Source organism: Streptomyces sp. NPDC051180, assembly GCF_040689545.1.
In the GTDB taxonomy this organism is placed as follows: Bacteria; Actinomycetota; Actinomycetes; order Streptomycetales; family Streptomycetaceae; genus Streptomyces.
Window position 1 is genome coordinate 43,566 of the sequence record NZ_JBFBBC010000006.1, and the last position, 19,863, is coordinate 63,428.

Annotated in this window: 17 protein-coding genes and 1 other RNA gene; 15 read left to right on the forward strand and 3 right to left on the reverse strand. The window is 71.8% G+C overall.

Annotated elements, in window-relative coordinates; translation table 11 throughout:
• Positions 1-580 (forward strand): LPXTG cell wall anchor domain-containing protein (locus AB0424_RS13480; protein ID WP_366304854.1); only part of this gene is annotated, 580 nt, incomplete at its 5' end.
• Between the two features lie 104 nt (positions 581-684).
• Here AB0424_RS13480 and AB0424_RS13485 read toward each other — a convergent pair.
• Positions 685-867: a hypothetical protein gene (locus AB0424_RS13485; protein ID WP_366304856.1), complete on the reverse strand. Its 183-nt coding sequence runs from the start codon at positions 865-867 to the stop codon at positions 685-687.
• Between the two features lie 234 nt (positions 868-1,101).
• Here AB0424_RS13485 and ftsE point away from each other — a divergent pair, with 234 nt between their 5' ends.
• The 5 genes from ftsE (at position 1,102) to ssrA (ending at position 5,045) form a co-directional block, all read left to right on the forward strand.
• On the forward strand, positions 1,102-1,791 hold the full coding sequence (gene ftsE, locus AB0424_RS13490; RefSeq protein ID WP_030692056.1) for a cell division ATP-binding protein FtsE: 690 nt from the start codon (positions 1,102-1,104) through the stop codon (positions 1,789-1,791).
• A gap of 29 nt (positions 1,792-1,820) precedes the next feature.
• Entirely contained in the window at positions 1,821-2,738 is a 918-nt protein-coding gene (gene ftsX, locus AB0424_RS13495; RefSeq protein ID WP_366304858.1) for a permease-like cell division protein FtsX, read from the forward strand.
• 78 nt (positions 2,739-2,816) lie between these two features.
• Positions 2,817-4,004: a S41 family peptidase gene (locus AB0424_RS13500; protein ID WP_366304860.1), complete on the forward strand. Its 1,188-nt coding sequence runs from the start codon at positions 2,817-2,819 to the stop codon at positions 4,002-4,004.
• An 18-nt stretch (positions 4,005-4,022) separates the two neighbouring features.
• The gene (smpB, locus tag AB0424_RS13505; protein WP_366304862.1) at positions 4,023-4,562 is read left to right on the forward strand and encodes an SsrA-binding protein SmpB; all 540 of its coding nucleotides are present in this window, start codon (positions 4,023-4,025) and stop codon (positions 4,560-4,562) included.
• An 89-nt stretch (positions 4,563-4,651) separates the two neighbouring features.
• Positions 4,652-5,045, forward strand: a transfer-messenger RNA (tmRNA) gene (gene ssrA / locus AB0424_RS13510).
• 29 nt (positions 5,046-5,074) lie between these two features.
• Here ssrA and AB0424_RS13515 read toward each other — a convergent pair.
• Positions 5,075-6,352, reverse strand: a complete 1,278-nt coding sequence (locus AB0424_RS13515) for an MFS transporter (protein WP_366304863.1) — start codon at positions 6,350-6,352, stop codon at positions 5,075-5,077.
• Between the two features lie 83 nt (positions 6,353-6,435).
• Between AB0424_RS13515 and AB0424_RS13520 the strand changes: the two genes are divergently transcribed.
• The 6 genes from AB0424_RS13520 (at position 6,436) to AB0424_RS13545 (ending at position 15,646) form a co-directional block, all read left to right on the forward strand.
• Complete coding sequence (locus AB0424_RS13520) at positions 6,436-7,410, forward strand: LysR family transcriptional regulator (RefSeq protein ID WP_366304865.1); 975 nt, start codon at positions 6,436-6,438, stop codon at positions 7,408-7,410.
• A 313-nt stretch (positions 7,411-7,723) separates the two neighbouring features.
• The gene (locus tag AB0424_RS13525) at positions 7,724-9,079 is read left to right on the forward strand and encodes a nitrate/nitrite transporter (RefSeq protein WP_366304867.1); all 1,356 of its coding nucleotides are present in this window, start codon (positions 7,724-7,726) and stop codon (positions 9,077-9,079) included.
• Between the two features lie 84 nt (positions 9,080-9,163).
• Complete coding sequence (locus AB0424_RS13530) at positions 9,164-10,300, forward strand: uroporphyrinogen-III synthase (protein ID WP_366304869.1); 1,137 nt, start codon at positions 9,164-9,166, stop codon at positions 10,298-10,300.
• Positions 10,301-10,870: 570 nt separating this feature from the next.
• Positions 10,871-13,201, forward strand: a complete 2,331-nt coding sequence (locus AB0424_RS13535; RefSeq protein WP_366304871.1) for a UvrD-helicase domain-containing protein — start codon at positions 10,871-10,873, stop codon at positions 13,199-13,201.
• Between the two features lie 410 nt (positions 13,202-13,611).
• Positions 13,612-15,042, forward strand: coding sequence for an NAD-dependent malic enzyme (locus tag AB0424_RS13540; RefSeq protein WP_366304873.1), 1,431 nt, complete (start codon positions 13,612-13,614; stop codon positions 15,040-15,042).
• Between the two features lie 322 nt (positions 15,043-15,364).
• The gene (locus AB0424_RS13545) at positions 15,365-15,646 is read left to right on the forward strand and encodes an HU family DNA-binding protein (protein ID WP_017237029.1); all 282 of its coding nucleotides are present in this window, start codon (positions 15,365-15,367) and stop codon (positions 15,644-15,646) included.
• A 113-nt stretch (positions 15,647-15,759) separates the two neighbouring features.
• Here the strand turns inward: AB0424_RS13545 and murA are convergent, their stop codons facing one another.
• Entirely contained in the window at positions 15,760-17,100 is a 1,341-nt protein-coding gene (murA, locus tag AB0424_RS13550) for a UDP-N-acetylglucosamine 1-carboxyvinyltransferase (RefSeq protein WP_366304875.1), read from the reverse strand.
• Positions 17,101-17,390: 290 nt separating this feature from the next.
• Here murA and AB0424_RS13555 point away from each other — a divergent pair, with 290 nt between their 5' ends.
• The 3 genes from AB0424_RS13555 to AB0424_RS13565 all read left to right on the forward strand — a co-directional run bounded on the left by AB0424_RS13555 (position 17,391) and on the right by AB0424_RS13565 (position 19,862).
• Positions 17,391-17,951, forward strand: coding sequence for a YqgE/AlgH family protein (locus AB0424_RS13555; protein ID WP_366304877.1), 561 nt, complete (start codon positions 17,391-17,393; stop codon positions 17,949-17,951).
• Between the two features lie 29 nt (positions 17,952-17,980).
• Positions 17,981-18,268, forward strand: coding sequence for a DUF3039 domain-containing protein (locus AB0424_RS13560; protein WP_015033918.1), 288 nt, complete (start codon positions 17,981-17,983; stop codon positions 18,266-18,268).
• 289 nt (positions 18,269-18,557) lie between these two features.
• Positions 18,558-19,862 carry an extracellular solute-binding protein gene (locus AB0424_RS13565; RefSeq protein ID WP_366304880.1) on the forward strand — a complete coding sequence of 435 codons (1,305 nt, stop codon included), beginning with the start codon at positions 18,558-18,560 and terminating at the stop codon, positions 19,860-19,862.
• Position 19,863 lies beyond the last annotated feature (1 nt).

Sequence of the window (19,863 nt, forward strand, 5' to 3'; positions counted from 1 at the left end):
CGACGGTGGCACGACCACCGACGGTGGCACCACGACCGACGGTGGCACGACCACCGACGGCGGTACGACCACGGACGGTGGCACGACCACCGACGGTGGCACCACGACCGACGGTGGCACGACCACCGACGGCGGTACGACCACGGACGGTGGCACGACCACCGACGGTGGCACCACGAGCAACGGCGGCAACTCGTCGAGCGGCTCGAACGGCAACTCCGGCTCGAACGGCAACGGCGGCAGCTCGGCCACCGGCGGCAACGGCTCCGGCACCAGCGGTTCGTCGTCCACCGGCGGCTCCACCTCCACCACCGGTGGCGGTTCGTCGACCGACGGCGGCGCCGGCACCTGCACCGTCGACCTCGACGGCGCCGAGTGCGTCGACACCGACAACAACAACCCGGATACCAACAACGCCGGCTCGCAGCCCGTGCAGCAGGGCCAGGCGAAGGAGGAGCTCGCCGAGACCGGTGCGGCCGAGACCTCGTTCCTGGTCATCGGTGCCGCGACGATGATCGCCGGCGGCATCGGCTTCCGCATGCTGCCGCGCCTCGTCGCCGGTGGCCGGACGGCCGCCTGACGCCTCCGCGTCCGCGCGGTCCGCGCATGACGAAGGGCCGGGGAGCCTCGCTCCCCGGCCCTTCGTGTGGTTCCGGCTCGTATGGCCCCGCGGGCCCTCCGGTGTCAGACCGTCCGGACGGCCGCGAGCAGCGCGATGGCCGCCAGCAGCGCGATCGCCAGCGTCAGCAGCATCGCGGGCGACGGACCCTGGGGGGTCAGTCGCTCCCGGTTCGCGCGGCAGACGGGGCAGCGGCCCTCGGCGACCGGGGCCGCGCAGTTGGCGCACACCAGTCGGTCGTAGGTCATGCGCTCTCCTCCTCCCGCACTGGGGTACACAACGGGACAACGTCCGGTGGGACCCGGACGTTCCCCCTACCACTGTGCCAGCTCCACGGCGTTTCGGCGCGCCCCGCCGGAACGTCCCCGTTCCGGCGGAAGCGCGAAAAGGATAAAGCACGCAAGCCAGGACCGCGACTGCGCGGGCCTTCCCCGGTCGCGTAAGGTCACGCTCACCTACTCCCGGCCGACCGTGGTGCATCCGTGATCCGATTCGACAACGTCTCCAAGTCCTATCCGAAGCAGAGCCGCCCCGCCCTCCGGGACGTCTCCCTGGAGATCGAGAAGGGGGAGTTCGTCTTCCTCGTCGGTTCCTCCGGCTCCGGAAAGTCGACTTTCCTGCGACTGCTCCTGCGTGAGGAGCGCGCCAGCCAGGGCCAGGTGCACGTCCTCGGCAAGGACCTGGCCCGGCTCTCCAACTGGAAGGTGCCGCAGATGCGGCGCCAGCTGGGCACCGTCTTCCAGGACTTCCGCCTGCTGCCCAACAAGACCGTCGCCGAGAACGTGGCCTTCGCCCAGGAGGTCATCGGCAAGCCGCGCGGCGAGATCCGCAAGGCCGTGCCCCAGGTGCTCGACCTCGTCGGGCTCGGCGGCAAGGAGGACCGGATGCCGGGCGAGCTGTCGGGTGGTGAGCAGCAGCGCGTCGCGATCGCCCGCGCCTTCGTCAACCGCCCGATGCTGCTGATCGCCGACGAGCCCACCGGCAACCTCGACCCGCAGACCTCCGTCGGCATCATGAAGCTGCTCGACCGGATCAACAGGACAGGGACCACCGTCGTCATGGCGACCCACGACCAGAACATCGTCGACCAGATGCGCAAGCGCGTCATCGAGCTCGAAAAGGGCCGCCTCGTCCGCGACCAGGCGCGCGGCGTCTACGGATACCAGCACTGAGCCTGTAGCGAGTAGGAGAAAGCAGACCCATGCGCGCTCAGTTCGTGCTTTCCGAGATCGGCGTCGGTCTCCGGCGCAACCTCACGATGACCTTCGCGGTCATCGTCTCCGTGGCCCTCTCGCTCGCCCTGTTCGGCGGCGCGCTGCTCATGCGCGAGCAGGTCAGCACGATGAAGGACTACTGGTACGACAAGGTCAACGTCTCGATCTTCCTCTGCAACAAGACCGACGCGGCCACCGCGCCCAAGTGCTCCAAGGGCGCGGTCACCGGTCAGCAGAAGGAGCAGATCGAGGCCGACCTGAAAGAGATGACCATCGTCGAGTCGGTGCACCACGAGTCGGCCGACGAGGCGTTCAAGCACTACAAGGAGCAGTACAGCGACACCGCCATCGCCTCCGTCATCACGCCGGACCAGATGCAGGAGTCGTTCCGGGTCAAGCTCAAGGACCCGGAGAAGTACAAGGTGGTCGCCACGGCCTTCGCGGGCCGGGACGGCGTCGAGTCGGTCCAGGACCAGCGGAACATCCTGCAGAACCTCTTCGACCTGATGAACGGCATGAACATCGCCGCACTCGGCGTCATGGGCCTGATGCTGATCATCGCGCTGATGCTGATCGTCAACACCGTCCGCGTCTCGGCGTTCAGCCGGCGCCGCGAGACCGGCATCATGCGGCTCGTCGGCGCGTCCAGCTTCTACATCCAGATGCCGTTCATCATGGAGGCCGCCTTCGCGGGACTCCTCGGCGGCGGCGTCGCCTGCGTCCTGCTGCTGGTCGGCCGGTACTTCCTGATCGACCACGGCATCGCGCTCGCCGACAAGATGCAGCTGGTCAACTTCATCGGCTGGGACGCCGTCCTCGCCAAGCTGCCGCTGGTGATCGCGATCGGGCTCATCATGCCCGCCGTGGCCGCCTTCGTCGCGCTGCGCAAGTACCTCAAGGTGTGAGAAGACACTTCTGACGGCCCGTGGCGTCGTACGGCCAAAGCCCGTGCGGCGCCCTCGCCTTGTCCTAGAGTGGGCGCCATGCCGGCCGGCACCGACCATCTCTGTATCCGGCCCCGCGGAGTGCTCCGTGGGGCCGTTCTGACGTTGGTCTTCACCGGCGTCCTCGCCACGGCCGCCGCCACCGGCGCGCTGCCGCGGCAGGAGGGCGAGGGCGCGCGGGCGTCCGAAGCGCGGCCCGCGGCACGCGGGGGAGGCGAGCCGCCGACCGTCGACAGCGCCGCGCTCAGCCGGGCCGCCGCCGCGGCCATGGCCGACGGGAAGTCGGGCAAGCAGGCCGCGGAGGAGTTCGTCAGCCGCAGCGGGGACCGCTGGGGCGCGGTCTACGACAAGCGGGAGTACGCCGAGTTCGAGCGGGCTCTCGACGGCTCCTACACCGGGGTCGGGCTCTCGGCAGGCCGATTCGGCGCCAAGGGCGTCCGGGTGACCCGCGTCCAGGAGGGCGGTCCGGCGGCCCGGGCGGGGCTGCGGGCCGGGGACCGGCTCGTCGCCGTCGACGGACGTCCGGTCGAGGGGCTCTCCGTCTCCGAGGTGGTCTCCCTGCTGCGCGGCGACGGCGTGCCCGGCTCGTCCGTCGTCCTCCGCCTGGAGCGGGGCCGCGCCGCCTGGACGCAGACGCTGCGCCGGGCGCGGCTGGCGACGGACCCGGTCACCGTCCGCCGCCTCGACGACGGGACCCTGCTGATCCGGGTGGCGGCCTTCACCAAGGGCGCGGGCACGCGCGTGAGGGACGCGGTACGGGCCGCCCCGGCCGGCGCGGGCGTCCTCCTGGACCTGAGGGGCAACGCGGGCGGGCTGGTCGCCGAGGCGGCCGTCGCCGCGTCGGCGTTCCTGGACGGCGGGCTGGTCGCCACGTACGACGTGAAGGGCGAGGAGCGGGCGGTCTACGCGGAGGGCGGCGGCGACACGGTCCGGCCCCTGGTGGCGCTGATCGACGGCGGCACCATGAGCGCGGCCGAGCTCCTCACGGGCGCGCTGCAGGACCGGGGCCGGGCGGTGACGGTCGGCTCGCGCACCTTCGGCAAGGGTTCGGTCCAGATGCCGAGCACCCTGCCGGACGGTTCCGTCGCCGAGCTGACCGTCGGGCACTACCGCACTCCGGCCGGTCACGCGGTCGACGGCAACGGCATCACACCCGACCTGGCGGCGGGCGAGAGGGCCGAGGAGCGGGCCCGGACGGTATTGAGTGGCCTCGGAGGGGGCTCGTAGTGCGAAAATGACCGCACTATGGCAAAGGGACTCGTGAACGTGCAGGGCAAGCCTGCCAAGAAGACACAGGACAAGGCGCCCGAGCGCAAGCTGATCGCGCAGAACAAGAAGGCGCGCCACGACTACCACATCATCGACACCTACGAGTGCGGTGTGGTGCTCATGGGCACCGAGGTGAAGTCGCTGAGGATGGGCCGGGCGTCGCTGGTGGACGGCTTCGTCCAGATCGACGACCACGAGGCGTGGCTGCACAACATCCACGTCCCCGAGTACATGCAGGGCAGCTGGACCAACCACTCGGCGAAGCGGAAGCGCAAGCTGCTGCTGCACCGGGCCGAGATCGACAAGCTGGAGTCGAAGGCGCAGGAGACGGGTCACACGATCGTGCCCCTCGCGCTGTACTTCCTGGGCGGCCGGGTGAAGTGCGAGATCGCGCTCGCCAAGGGCAAGAAGGAGTACGACAAGCGCCAGACCCTGCGGGAGCAGCAGGACACGCGCGAGACGAACCGGGCCATCGCGGCGGCCAAGCGGAAGCAGCGGGCGGCCCAGAGCGCCTAGCGGCGGTAATACGCTGGCGACGGCGCCCGTCGGTCACGTACGATGGGACCTGCACCCCGGTGAGGGTGCGCCTTTTGAAAAAACAACATGGGGATGATCGGTTTCGACAGCGGATGTCGAAGCAGTGGGAAGCGTGTCGAGGAAGCGGCAATGATCTCGTAAACCATATGTCGCAACCAATAATCGCCAACTCCAAGAGCGATAACTCCCGCTTCGCCCTCGCTGCCTAATTTTAGGTAACGAACAGAAGCCTCTGTGAGGAGCGTCAGCCCGGGGGTGGTCCCGACCCGGATCCTGGCGTCATTTAGGGATCTAAACCTCTAGCCCCGGTCACGGGGGTTGGAGGGAAATCAAACAGTGGCTGAGCCCGTTCCGGACTTGTCTGGGTGATCCGGAGGGCTGAGAAACTCGTACCAGACTGCACACGGAGAAGCCCTGGTTCTGCACCGTTGGACGCGGGTTCGATTCCCGCCATCTCCACTCATCCCATGTGGGCGAAGGCCCGGTAGTCGTCACGACTGCCGGGCCTTCGTCATGCCCCGGTGCCGCCGGGGCCGGCCCACGCCGGTCGCCGCGCACAGGGCGAGGGCCACGGCCGCGGCGGCCGTCGGCAGGAGGAAGCCGAAGGCGGGGAACGGCGCGTGGTCGGCGGCCCAGCCGCCGGCGGCGGAGCCGGCCGAGACGCCGGCCAGGAGCGCCGTGACGGCCAGCGTCATGCCCTCGTTGAGCTGCGACTCGGGGGTGAGGCGCTGCACCAGGGCCATGCCCGTCACCATCGTCGGGGCGGTCGCCATGCCCGCCACGAGCAGGCCGGCGGCGAGCGCGGGGAGGGAGCCGGTCGAGGCCGCGAGCAGCGGCATCGCCATCAGGAGCGTCATCGCGGCGAGGCAGGTGCGCAGAAGCGCGGAGCGGCGGGCGCGGCCGTAGAGGAGGCCCGCCGCGCAGGAGCCGGCGGCCTGGAGGGCGAGCACGGGGCCGGCGACCGGGCCGTCCACGAACGCGAGGGCCACCACCTCCATGGAGCCGAACACCGCCCCGGTGGCGAGGAAGACCGCGAGGAGCGGCGCCATGCCCGGTGCGCGCAGCGGCGAGCCGTGGGAGGTGCGCGGGACGACGGGCGGTTCGGTGGAGCGCTGGGCGGCGAAGAGCAGGATCCCGCCCAGGTTCAGGGCGGCCGCGACGAGGGTGCCCGCCTCGGGGAACAGGGCCGAGCAGAGGAACACGGAGAGGACCGGGCCGAGCATGAAGCACAGCTCGTCGGCGGCCTGCTCGAAGGAGTTGGCGGTGTGCAGGGCGGCCGGGTCGCCGCGCAGGAGGCGGGCCCAGCGCGCCCGGGACATCCCGCCCGTGTTCGGCAGGGTGGCGGTCAGCGCGGTGACGGCGAACAGGGTCCAGACCGGTGCCCGTTCGTGGACGCAGACGACCAGGACCACCCGGCCCAGCACCGCGTGGAGGGTCGCCGGGACCGCGACCCGGGCCTGGCCGTGCCGGTCGACGAGCCGGGCGATCCACGGGCCCGTCACCGCCCCCGCGGCCAGGCCGGCGGCGGTGACCGCGCCGGCCAGGGCGTACGAGTCGTAGCCGGCCGCGATCATGATCACTGCGCTGATGCCGAACATCCCCGCGGGCAGCCGGGCGATCAGGTTCCCCGCGGTGAAGGCGCGGGTCCCGGGGACGGCGAAGAGGCGCAGATACGGGTTGCGCGGCTCGCGCGGGGCGGGCGCCGCGGCGCGGTAGCGGGGGGCGAGGGCCGGGCCCGCCGGGGTGAGGGTGAGGTCCGGTCTCGGCATGGCACCAGCCTCGTCGGAGCGGGCCGCGGGGGTCCAACACCTGATCGGTGGCCATTCACGCACCTGTGTTGTTGAATGCGGCGATGGCCTCCTCGTACGACATCGACCCCCGGCTGCTGCGCGCCTTCACCGCCGTCGCGGAGGAGCTCCACTTCACCCGCGCCGCCGCCGGCCTGCACGTCGCCCAGCAGGCCCTCAGCCGCGACATCCGGCGCCTGGAGCGCGAACTGGGCGCCGAGCTCTTCGCACGGACCACCCGGCAGGTCGCCCTGACCCCCGAGGGCGAGCGGCTCCTGCCGTACGCGCGCCGGGTCTCCGCCGCCCACGACGAACTCCTCGACGCCTTCAGGGCCGCGCACCGCCCCCTCCTCGCCGACCTCAACACCCCCGGGCTCGTCCAGGAGCGCATCCTGCGCCGGGCCCGCGAACTCGCCCCCGAACAGGAGCTGATGGCCCGCTTCGAGAGCGGCCTCACCGGCGCCGTGCGGGAGATCCTGGCCGGCCGCCTCGACACCTCCTTCGGCCGGTACGGCGGCCTCGACGCCGCCCTCAGGGCGCGGCTCGACGCCCAGTTCGTGCGCTACGAGCGGATGGCCGTGATCCTCCCCGAGGACCACGCCCTCGCCGCCCTGCCCGAGGTGCCGCTCGACGGACTCGTCGGCGAACGGGTCTACGCGGGCGCCGGCAACGACCGGACCCCCGAGTGGACCGACCTCGCCACCCGGCTCTTCGCCGGCCGCGGCATCGAGGTCGCCCCGCCCGCCCCGCTCGCCGTCGGCCACGAGGAGTTCCGGCGCATCATGGCAAAGCACCGCCACCCCGTCCTCGCCGTCGTCGACTTCCCGCCCATGCCCGACTGCGTCCTCCGGCCGCTCGTCGACCCCGTACCCCTGTCACCCGTGAGCCTGGTGTGGCGCAAGGGGCTGCGTCATCCCGCCCTCGACGCCCTGCGGACCGCCGCCGCGGAGATCGGCGCCCAGGAAGGCTGGCGGACCCGCCCCGCCGGCTCCTGGCTCCCCGCCGACGAACCGGGCCTGCCGGGGACGGGCACGGCCTGAGCGGGGCGTGGGCCCGTGCGGCCCGGCCCGGACCGCCGTACGGCCTGAAGGGACGGGGCCGCGCACGGCCTGAAAGCGACGGGGATCGCGTACGGCCCGAGCCGGGCGGGGGTCGACCGCGGCTTGAGCCGGGCGGGAGAGGACGGAGACCAGAATGCGGGGGCGCTCACAGGGGCCCCGCGCTCCGGGTGAGAGCAAGGTTCCGCACCCGTCACCTCGCGGCACCGGCCTGAAACGCGGCCTCCCTAGCGTCGGCGACACGGGGACCCGAGGCTGTGGACGCCTCAGGACCCGACACCCGCGGAGGTGCGACATGAGCGGCCGTTGGATCGAACAGTGGGAGCCGGAGGACGAGGTCTTCTGGCGCGAGAAGGGCGAGCGGATCGCCCGTCGCAACCTGCTCTTCTCCGTCTTCTCCGAGCACATCGGCTTCTCCGTCTGGAGCCTCTGGTCGGTCATGGTCCTCTTCATGGGCCCGCAGTACGGCATCGACCCGGCCGGCAAGTTCTTCCTGATCGCCACCGCCACCTTCGTCGGCGGGCTGATCCGCATCCCGTACACCTTCGCCGTCGCCCGGTTCGGCGGCCGCAACTGGACGATCTTCAGCGCCCTGCTGCTCCTGCTCCCCACCGGCCTCGCCTTCGCCGTCATGGAGCCCGGCACCTCCTACACCACCTTCGTCCTGGTGGCCGCGCTCACCGGCGTCGGCGGCGGCAACTTCGCCTCCTCGATGACCAACATCAACGCCTTCTTCCCGCTGCGCAAGAAGGGCTGGGCCCTCGGCCTCAACGCCGGCGGCGGCAACATCGGCGTCCCCGTCGTCCAGCTGATCGGCCTCCTCGTCATCGGCACCGCCGGCGCCCTCCACCCCCGGCTCGTGCTCGGCGTCTACCTGCCGCTGATCGTCGTCGCCGCCGTCTGCTCCGCGCTCTTCATGGACAACCTCGCACCCGTCAAGAACGACACCGGCGCCGTCAAGGAGGCCGTCGGGGCCCGCCACACCTGGATCATGGCCTTCCTGTACGTCGGGACCTTCGGCTCCTTCATCGGCTACAGCTTCGCCTTCGGCCTCGTCCTCCAGACCCAGTTCGGCCGCACCCCGCTCCAGGCCGCCTCGCTCACCTTCATCGGCCCGCTCCTCGGCTCCCTCATCCGCCCCGTCGGCGGCTCCCTCGCCGACCGCCACGGCGGCGCCCGCATCACCCTCTGGACCTTCGCCGCGATGGCCGCCGCGACCGCCGTGGTGATCTACGCCTCCGTCACCGAGTCCCTCACGGTCTTCCTCGTGGGCTTCATCGGGCTCTTCGTCCTCAGCGGCCTCGGCAACGGCTCCACCTACAAGATGATCCCGGCGATCTTCCTCGCCCAGGGACACCGCAAGGGCCTCGCGGGCGAGCCCGCCGAAGCCTACGGACGACGGCTCTCCGGGGCCTCCATGGGCCTCATCGGCGCCGTGGGCGCACTCGGCGGCCTCGGCATCAACCTCGCCTTCCGCCAGTCCTTCCAGACCGCCGGCACCGGCACCGGGGCCTTCGTCGCCTTCCTCGCCTTCTACGCGGCCTGCATGACCGTCACCTGGGCGGTATACCTTCGCAACCCCTCGGCCGTCCCCGAGACCGCCGAGGCCGTCACGGACCCGGAGCCCCGCCCCGGCTACGCGCAGGTGTGATCCCCGGTGACCGGCGCGGACCGTAACGACCAGGAAATACGGGCGAACCCCGCCCGACACGCGTCCCCGTCAGGCTCGGGCCCCATGGACGAGCAAGAACACGGCCCCCTCGCCGGCTTCACGGTCGGCGTCACCGCGGCGCGGCGCGCGGACGAACTCATCGCGCTGCTGCGCCGGCGCGGCGCGGCCGTCGTCCACGGGCCCGCGCTGCGGATCGTGCCCCTCGCGGACGACACCGAACTCCTCGCCGCCACCAAGGAGATCATCGACCACACCCCGGACGTCGTCGTCGCCACCACCGCGATCGGCTTCCGGGGCTGGGTCGAGGCGGCCGAGGGCTGGGGGTACGGCGAGCAGCTCCTCGACGCCCTCCGGGACGTCGAACTCCTCGCCCGCGGCCCCAAGGTCAAGGGGGCCGTACGCGCCGCCGGACTCACCGAGTCCTGGTCGCCCTCCTCCGAGTCCATGGCCGAGGTCCTCGACCGGCTCCTCGACGAAGGCGTCGAGGGCCGCCGCATCGTCCTCCAGCTGCACGGGGAGCCCCTCCCGGGCTTCGTGGAGGCCCTCACCGCGGGCGGTGCCGAGGTCGTCGGCGTCCCCGTCTACCGCTGGATGGCGCCCGAGGACATCGGCCCCCTCGACCGGCTCCTCGACGCCGTCCTCGCCCGCACCCTCGACGCCGTCACCTTCACCAGCGCGCCCGCCGCAGCCTCCCTGCTCTCCCGGGCCGAGGAGAAGGGCGTACGCGACGCACTCGTCGAGGCGCTCCGCCACGACGTCCTCGCCGTCTGCGTCGGGCCCGTGACCGCGCTGCCCCTCCAGGCCGAGGCCATCGACACCCACCAGCCCGAGCGGTTCCGCCTCGGGCCCCTCGTCCAGTTGCTCTGCCGCGAACTGCCCGGCCGCTCCCGGGTCCTGCCCGTCGCCGGCCACCGCGTCGAGGTCCGCGGCCACGCCGTCCTCGTCGACGGGGCCCTCCGCCCCGTCCCGCCCGCCGGCATGGCCCTCCTCGGCCTCCTCTCCCGGCGGCCCGGCTGGGTCGTCTCCCGCGCCGACCTCCTGCGGGCGCTGCCGGGTGCCGGGCGCGACGAGCACGCCGTCGAGACGGCGATGGCGCGGTTGCGGGCGGCGCTCGGGACGCCGAAGCTCATCCAGACGGTCGTCAAGCGCGGGTACCGCCTCGCCCTCGACCCCGCGGCCACCCCCCGCCCCCCGTCCTAGCCCCCCAGCCCGCGCCGGACCCGCGTGCCCGTGCCGGGGTGCCTCGTTGTGGGCATTCGTTTCGCCGGGCGGCGCCCCCTCGTTGTGGGCAACTGTTCCGCTGGGGCGGAACGGGTGGGCACAACGGACGGCGCCCCTTGCCGGGCCTAGGCTTCCGCGCCCTAGCCCGCACCCCGCGCGCGGCTCGCTGTCGGGGCGGGTCCAGGCACAAGGGGCGGGGGCGCGGCCGAGCGCGCCGTCCCGTGTGCCCACCCTCCCCCAAGCTCTCGGCTTCGCTCGAGCAGGGGGGACCCCCATCGCCCCAGCGGGACGATTGCCCACACGGGGGCGGCCCCCGTCCGTCCCTGTCGTCCCGTGTGCCCACACGGAGGGTGGCCCCGTCCGTCCCTGTCGTCCCGTGTGTGCACACGGGGGTGGGCACCGGCCCCCGCCCGCTCCGGCCCGTGGGCCCGTGGGCCCGTGCGAGGGGAGCGGCGGGTCACTGAGGTCGGGTGGGGGCGTGCCTGGCATGGGGGGGCGGGGTGGCGTACGCTCGACGGCTGCCCAGTGCACGTGAGAAGGGGGCCTTAGGTGGCCGCGCAGGAAGCCGTGGACACGGTCAGGGACCGTGAGATCGGTGTCGAGCAGGAACATCTGGATCAGGTCTACCGCCGTCTCGAGGAGAAGATCCACGAGGCGGAGTTCCTGATGAACGACGCGGCCCAGCGAGGCCAGGTCGGCACGCCCGGCGCCCTCGCCGAGCGCGACGCGCAGGTGTTCCGGGCCGGCATCCATCTCAACCGGCTCAACAACGAGTTCGAGGACTTCCTCTTCGGGCGGATCGACCTGCTGTACGGGAAGGACGGCAAGAAGGGGCCCGACGGCGCCTACACGTCCGTGGAGCCGGCCGAGGACGCCGTGCGCCCGGACAGCACGGCGGAGATCGGCGAGACCCTCCACATCGGCCGTATCGGGGTCCTGGACTCGGACTACGCGCCGCTGGTGATCGACTGGCGCGCTCCCGCCGCCGCGCCGTTCTACCGGTCGACGCCGGTGGACCCCGGCCGGGTGGTGCGCCGCCGGGTGATCCGCTCCAAGGGGCGCCAGGTCCTCGGCGTCGAGGACGACCTGATGCGTCCGGAGCTCCGGGCGACGCTGGACGGGCGCGAGCTGCCGGTGATCGGCGACGGCGCCCTGATGGCCGCGCTCGGCCAGGCCCGCAGCCACACGATGCGGGACATCGTGTCCTCCATCCAGGCGGAGCAGGACCTCGTCATCCGGGCGCCCGCCGCGTCGGTGACGTACGTGGAGGGCGGCCCCGGAACCGGCAAGACCGCGGTGGCGCTGCACCGCGCGGCGTACCTGCTCTACCAGGACCGGCGGCGGTACGCGGGCGGCATCCTGATCGTCTCGCCGACCCCGCTCCTGGTCTCGTACACGGAGGGCGTCCTGCCGTCCCTGGGCGAGGAGGGCCAGGTGGCGATCCGCGCGGTCGGCAGCCTCGTCGACGGCGCGGAGGCGACCGCGTACGACGACCCGGCCGTCGCCCGGATCAAGGGCTCGTCCCGGATGCTCCACGTGCTGCGCAAGGCGGCCCGCGGCGCGCTGGAGACCCCGGCCCCGAGGAACCAGCCCGAGCTGGGCGAGGACGAGGCCGCGGTGCCGGCGGGCACGCCCACGCGCCTGCGGGTGGTCGCCTTCGGCCGTCGCATCGAGCTGGAGGCGGACGACCTGCGCCGCATCCGCCACAACGTCCTCGGCGGCACCGCCCCGGTCAACCTGCTGCGCCCGCGGGCCCGCCGGCTGCTGCTCGACGCGCTGTACGCGAAGTCCGGCGCGTCGGGCCGGCACAGCGATCCGGAACTCGCCGCCGAACTGCGCTCCTCCTTCGACGAGGACGTCTCCACCGAGGACTCCTTCCTCGGTTTCCTGGACGCCTGGTGGCCCGAGCTCACGCCGCGTCAGGTCCTGGACGCGATGGCGGACGAGCGGCGGCTCGGCCGCTGGGCCCGCCGGATCCTCAACCCCGGGGAGGTCAGGCGGCTCGCCCGCGCGCTGCGCCGCCGCGCGCTGTCCGTGCACGACGTGGCGCTCCTGGACGAGCTGCACACCCTCCTGGGCGCCCCGGCCCGGCCCCGCAAGAAGCGGGAGTACGACCCGCTGGACCAGCTCTCGGGCCTGGAGGAGCTGATGCCGGTCCGCGAGGAGACGCAGCGCGAGCGGGCGGAGCGGCTGGCGGCGGAGCGGACCGAGTACGCGCACGTGATCGTGGACGAGGCCCAGGACCTGACGCCCATGCAGTGGCGGATGGTGGGGCGGCGCGGCCGGCACGCCACGTGGACGGTCGTCGGCGACCCGGCGCAGTCCTCCTGGTCGGATCCGGACGAGGCCGCCGAGGCCCGGGACGAGGCGCTCGGCACCCGGCCGCGGCGCCGCTTCGAGCTGACGGTGAACTACCGGAACCCGGCGGAGATCGCCGAGCTGGCCGCCAAGGTCCTCGCGCTCGCCATGCCGGGCAAGGAGTCGCCGCGCGCGGTCCGCTCGACGGGCGTCGAGCCCCGCTTCGTATCGGCCCCGGAGAAGGCGGATCTGGCCGAAACCGTACGGTCCGAGGCGCGGCTGCTGCTGGAGCGGGTGGAGGGCACGGTGGGCGTCGTCGTCGCCATGAACCGGCGTGCCGAGGCGGCGGGCTGGCTCGCCGACCTGGGTGACCGGGTGGTGGCGCTGGGCTCCCTGGAGGCCAAGGGCCTGGAGTACGACGCCACGGTGGTCGTCTCGCCGGCGGAGATCGCGGACGAGTCCCCGGCGGGCCTGCGCGTCCTGTACGTGGCCCTGACGCGGGCGACGCAGCAGCTGACCGTCGTCGCGGGGGCCGGGGACATGCCGGACGAGGACGGTGTGCCGGACCTGCTGCGGGACTGAGCCGGGAGGGCCGGGGCCCGCGGTCCGGTCAAGACCGCGGGCCGATTTCAGGTCAACCTGTGGCGCTGGAATCGCCGAGCAGGGTGGTTTGTTAGCCTTGTCGTGGCACCGGCTCGATCCAAGCCCCCGGGCCCAACCTTCGTCCCTTAGAGGGACCACTTGCCGCGAGGCGAGCATGGCGGGTCGGTGCCACTTAGACGTATGTACGAAGTCGAGGCCCCGGTCACCTCTGGTGACCGGGGCCTCTTCTGTTTCCCCAGCATCTCTCGTATGGTGGAAACTACTTTCCGAAAACAAAATGACCGCATTACCTGCTACCGGCAGGTAGGTGCGACCATCGGAGGGCGCCGCCAGGCAACCAGCCGGGGCGGCGTAGCAACGAAGCTCAGGGAAAGCAGAGGAACTCGGCCATGGCAACGGCGCCCAGCGTCTCGTATTCGATGACGGTCCGGCTGGAGGTTCCCGCCAGCGGAACCGCGGTCTCCCAGCTCACCACGGCGGTGGAGTCCCACGGCGGATCCGTCACCGGCCTCGACGTGACCGCCTCCGGCCACGAGAAGCTCCGCATCGACGTCACCATCGCCGCGACGTCCACCGCGCACGCCGACGAGATCGTCGCGCAGCTGCGCACCATCGAGGGCGTCGTCCTGGGCAAGGTCTCCGACCGTACGTTCCTGATGCACCTCGGCGGCAAGATCGAGATGGCGGCGAAGCACCCCATCCGCAACCGTGACGACCTCTCGATGATCTACACCCCGGGCGTCGCCCGCGTGTGCATGGCGATCGCCGAGAACCCCGAGGACGCCCGCCGCCTCACCATCAAGCGCAACACCGTCGCGGTCGTCACCGACGGCTCCGCCGTCCTCGGCCTCGGCAACATCGGCCCGATGGCCGCGATGCCGGTCATGGAGGGCAAGGCGGCCCTCTTCAAGCGCTTCGCCGACATCGACGCCTGGCCGCTCTGCCTCGACACCCAGGACACCGACGAGATCGTCGCGATCGTCAAGGCGATCGCCCCCGGCTTCGCGGGCATCAACCTGGAGGACATCTCCGCGCCGCGCTGCTTCGAGATCGAGGCACGGCTGCGCGAGGCCCTCGACATCCCGGTCTTCCACGACGACCAGCACGGCACGGCCATCGTCGTCCTGGCCGCCCTCACCAACGCCCTGCGCGTGGTGGGCAAGGGCATCGGCGACGTACGGGTCGTCATGTCCGGTGCCGGCGCGGCCGGTACGGCCATCCTGAAGCTGCTGATCGCGGCGGGCGTCAAGCACGCCGTCGTCGCCGACATCCAGGGTGTCGTGCACGCCGACCGTCCGGACCTCGTGGACGCCCCGGCCGACTCGCCGCTGCGCTGGATCGCCGACAACACCAACCCGGAGGGCGTCACCGGCACCCTCAAGGAGGCCGTCGTCGGCGCGGACGTCTTCATCGGCGTCTCGGCCCCGAACCTGCTGGGCGCCGAGGACGTCGCCGCCATGGCGGAGGGCGCCATCGTGTTCGCGCTCGCGAACCCCGACCCGGAGGTCGACCCGGCCGCCGCGCGCCAGACGGCCGCCGTCGTGGCCACCGGCCGCTCGGACTTCCCGAACCAGATCAACAACGTGCTGGTCTTCCCGGGCGTCTTCCGCGGCCTGCTGGACGCCCAGTCCCGTACGGTCAACACGGAGATGATGCTGGCGGCGGCCTCGGCCCTCGCCGACGTCGTCACCGAGGACGAGCTCAACCCGAACTACATCATCCCGTCGGTCTTCAACGACAAGGTGGCGGGCGCGGTCGCCGGCGCGGTGCGCACCGCGGCGAAGGCGGCGGGCGCGGGCGGTGCGCCGAGCGGGCGCTGACGGCGCGTCGCGATTCGCGGAGTCGTAAACCCGCCTTTAGGGTGGCTTTTCGGCTCCGCGTGACTTTCGCGGGGTCGGCGGGAGTCGACAGAACGTCACCACGGCGGGACTCTGGCGCTTTTCGTGTGACCCCAGGGGGTGCCGGATTGGCGTTCCCGCCGCTGGTAGGGGCAGGATGCGTGTTTGGGCGCGAGGGTCTGTCGTTAGACCCGGGTCCGGGGACTGTCCGAAGGCCCTGGAAGCATCGGCTTCGCTGTACCCAATCACGCGGCTTCCGCCGCGTGGCACGCCTCACAGGCAAGAAGAACACGGGAGTAACAACATGAACCGCAGTGAGCTGGTGGCCGCCCTGGCCGACCGCGCCGAGGTGACCCGCAAGGACGCCGACGCCGTGCTGGCCGCTCTCGCCGAGACCGTCGGTGAGGTCGTCGCCAAGGGCGACGAGAAGGTCACCATCCCCGGCTTCCTGACCTTCGAGCGCACCCACCGTGCCGCTCGCACCGCTCGTAACCCGCAGACCGGCGACCCGATCAACATCCCGGCCGGCTACAGCGTGAAGGTCTCCGCGGGCTCGAAGCTCAAGGAAGCCGCCAAGGGCAAGTAAGGCAGCCGAGCGCAAGCAAGGCAGTCTGTAGGCGCCGAAAGGGCGGCCACCCTGTCAGGGGGTGGCCGCCCTTTCGTTCGCGCCCGTACGGGCCCTTGCGGGCCCGTGAGGGCTTACACCAGCGCTCTGCCGGGGAGCTCGACCTTCGCGCCGAGCTCGACGAGCTTGTCCATGAAGTTCTCGTAGCCGCGGTTGATCAGCTCGATGCCGTGCACCCGGGAGGTGCCCTGCGCCGCGAGCGCCGCGATCAGGTACGAGAAGCCGCCGCGCAGGTCGGGGATGACCAGGTCGGCGCCCTGGAGCTTCGTCGGGCCGGAGACGACCGCCGAGTGCAGGAAGTTCCGCTGGCCGAAGCGGCAGTCGGAGCCGCCCAGGCACTCGCGGTACAGCTGGATGTGCGCGCCCATCTGGTTCAGCGCGGACGTGAAGCCGAGGCGGGACTCGTAGACCGTCTCGTGGATGATCGAGAGGCCGGACGCCTGCGTCAGCGCCACGACCAGCGGCTGCTGCCAGTCCGTCTGGAAGCCGGGGTGCACGTCCGTCTCCAGGTGGATCGCGTTGAGCGAGCCGCCCGGGTGCCAGAAGCGGATGCCCTCGTCGTCGATCTCGAAGGCGCCGCCGACCTTCCGGTAGGTGTTGAGGAAGGTCATCATCGAGCGCTGCTGGGCGCCGCGCACGTAGATGTTGCCCTCGGTCGCCAGCGCCGCCGACGCCCAGGAGGCCGCCTCCAGGCGGTCCGGGAGCGCCCGGTGGGTGTAGCCGTCGAGGCGGTCGACACCGGTGATCCGGATGGTCCGGTCGGTGTCCATGGAGATGATCGCGCCCATCTTCTGCAGGACGCAGATCAGGTCCTCGATCTCGGGCTCCACGGCGGCGTTCGACAGCTCGGTGACGCCCTCGGCGAGCACCGCGGTCAGCAGCACCTGCTCGGTCGAGCCGACCGAGGGGTACGGCAGCCGGATCTTGCAGCCGCGAAGGCGCTGCGGCGCCTCCAGGTACTGGCCGTCCGCCCGCTTCTCGATGGTGGCACCGAACTGGCGCAGCACGTCGAAGTGGAAGTCGATGGGCCGGCCGCCGATGTCGCAGCCGCCGAGGCCCGGGATGAAGGCGTGGCCGAGGCGGTGCAGCAGCGGGCCGCAGAAGAGGATCGGGATGCGCGACGAACCCGCGTGGGCATCGATGTCGGCCACGTTGGCGGACTCGACGTGGGTCGGGTCGAGGACGAGCTCGCCGGGCTCCTCGCCCGGGCGGACCGTCACTCCGTGCAGCTGGAGCAGTCCGCGGACCACGCGGACGTCACGGATGTCGGGCACATTGCGCAGGCGGCTGGGGCCGCTGCCGAGCAGTGCGGCGACCATCGCCTTGGGCACGAGGTTCTTCGCGCCGCGGACGCGGATCTCGCCCTCCAGCGGGGTTCCGCCGTGGACAAGCAGGACATCGTCTGTGCCGGTCATGAATCTCGCGTTCCGGAGTGGGGTCGGTCGGGTGGCCAGAGAAAAGGGTAAAGGTCCATGAGACCCCGATCGGATGCCTCAGGGGGTCTGTCAGATGTAATGAATTCGGCACAACACCCTCTGTTTCCGTGATCTTGCGGAGCGTCACCGTCCGCTTCTGTCGCCGGGGCGCTCCGGGGGTTCGTCCCCGTCCCGTCCGACCTGCGGCTCCGGACCACGACGGGCGTCGCCTTCCCCGCATCCCGCCCGACAACCCACGCGAACGCCGAACATGCGGGATCATGTGTCGCATGACCGAGGTGTCCTCGCTCACAGGCCGACTGCTCGTGGCCACCCCCGCGCTGGCGGACCCGAACTTCGACCGCGCGGTCGTCCTGCTGCTCGATCACGACGACGAGGGCTCGCTCGGCGTGGTCCTCAACCGGCCGACCCCCATCACCGTCTCCGACATCCTCGCCCCCTGGGCGGGCCTCGCCGGCGACCCCGGGGTCGTCTTCCAGGGCGGACCCGTCTCCCTCGACGCGGCCCTCGGGGTCGCCGTCATCCCCGGCGACGAGGGCCCGCTCGGATGGCGCAGGGTGTACGGGGCGATCGGCCTCGTCGACCTGGAGGCCCCGCCGGAACTGCTCGGCCCGGCGCTCGGCTCCCTCCGGATCTTCGCCGGATACGCGGGCTGGGGCCCCGGCCAGCTGGAGTCCGAGCTCGGCGACGGCGCCTGGTACGTGGTCGAGTCCGAGCCCGGCGACGTCTCCTCGCCGCAGCCCGAGACGCTCTGGCGGCAGGTGCTCCGCCGCCAGCGCGGCGAGCTCGCGATGATCGCGACCTACCCGGACGACCCGTCCCTCAACTGAAGCCCCGGCTTTCAGTACCCTTGGCGGTTATGAGCACTCTCGAGCCCGAGCGCGGGGCAGGTACGGGGACCCTCGTCGAGCCGACGCCGCAGGTGTCCCACGGTGACGGCGACCACGAGCGCTACGCCCATTACGTCCAGAAGGACAAGATCATGGCGAGCGCCCTCGACGGCACCCCCGTCGTCGCGCTGTGCGGAAAGGTCTGGGTGCCGGGTCGCGACCCCAAGAAGTACCCGGTCTGTCCGATGTGCAAGGAGATCTACGACTCCATGGGCGCCGGCGGAGGCGACAAGGACAAGGGCGGCAAGGACAAGTAAGAGGGTCCTGACGCCGGGGACGGCCCCCGTCGTACGTACTTCGGTACGTACGACGGGGGCCGTTTCGCATGTCCGGACCGATCTCCCAGCCGGGTGGGAGATCGGTCCGGGACGGCCGGGGGCGCGGCCGGACGCCGTTGCGCAGGGTGCTTTCGCCGGTCACGGAGTGGTTGAGGTGGTCGAGACCTCTTGTCGGCCCGCCGGAACGCGGCCTAACCTCACGCGTGTTGTGCAGAACGAAACGCCCATTGCACATGCTGCAACGCGTACGTCCGGAGGGGATTCCGTCATGAAGTTGCCCGCCCGCCTCGCCACCCCGGCCGCCCTGCTCCTGCTGGCCGGACTCACCGCCACCGCCTGCGCCCCCCAGACCTCCGGCGGCGGGGCCGCCACGGACGACAAGAGCGGCACCCTGCGCGTCTGGCTCTTCCAGGAGGTGAGCAACAAGCCCAAGGAACAGGTCGTCGACCAGGCCGTCGCCGCCTTCGAGAAGAAGCACCAGGGCACCGAGGTCGAGGTCGAGTACATCCCCGTCGAGACCCGCGCCCAGCGCGTCAAGGCCGCCTTCAACGACCCCGCGTCCGCCCCCGACCTCATCGAGTACGGCAACACCGACACCGCCGGATACGTCAAGGACGGCGGCCTCGCCGACATCAGCGCCGAGTTCGCCGCCTGGGACGAGGCCGCCGACGCCGACGCCACCGCCCGGCAGTCCGTCACCGTCGCCGGAAAGGTCTACGGCGCCCCGCTCTTCGTCGGCGTCCGCGCCCTCTACTACCGCACCGACGTCTTCCGCGAGCTCGGCCTCACCGCCCCCAAGAGCCAGGCCGAACTCGTCACCACCGCGAAGAAGATCCGCAAGGCGAAGCCCGAGCTCTACGGCATCGCCGTCGGCGGCGCCTACACCTACGGCGCCATGCCCTTCGTCTGGGCCGCCGGCGGCGAACTCGCCACCGCGAACGGCGACGCCCACAAGGCCGCGATCAACAGCCCGGCCGCCCTCCAGGGCATCACCACCTACACCTCGCTCTTCGGCGACGACAACTGCCCCGCCGCCAAGTGCGCCCAGATGGGCGGCAACGCGACCGTCACCGCCTTCGCCGCCGGCAAGGCCGGCATGGCCATCGGCGGCGACTTCAGCCACGCGGCCGTCGAGGCCGGCACCGTGAAGGGCAAGTACGCCGTCGTCCCGCTGCCCGGCACCACCCCCGGCAGCATCGCCCCCGCCTTCGCCGGCGGGAACAACATCGGCGTCCTGCGGAGCAGCACCCACCGCACCCTCGCCGTCGACCTGCTGAAGTCCCTCACCGGCAAGGACACCCAGGGCAAGCTCTTCGACGCCATGGGCTTCCTGCCCACCTACACCGACGTCCGCGCCGCCGCGGCCGGCCGCCAGCCCTTCGTGAAGCCCTTCATCGACACCCTCGGCGCGGGCACCCGCTTCGTCCCGGCGTCCCCCGGCTGGGGCCAGGTCGACGCCTCCCAGGTCCTGCCCACGATGTTCCAGGAGATCGTCAGCGGCCGTAAGGACGTCAAGGCGGCGGCCGACGATGCCGCGCGGAAGATGGACGCGGCCTTCGCGCCGGCGGGCTGAA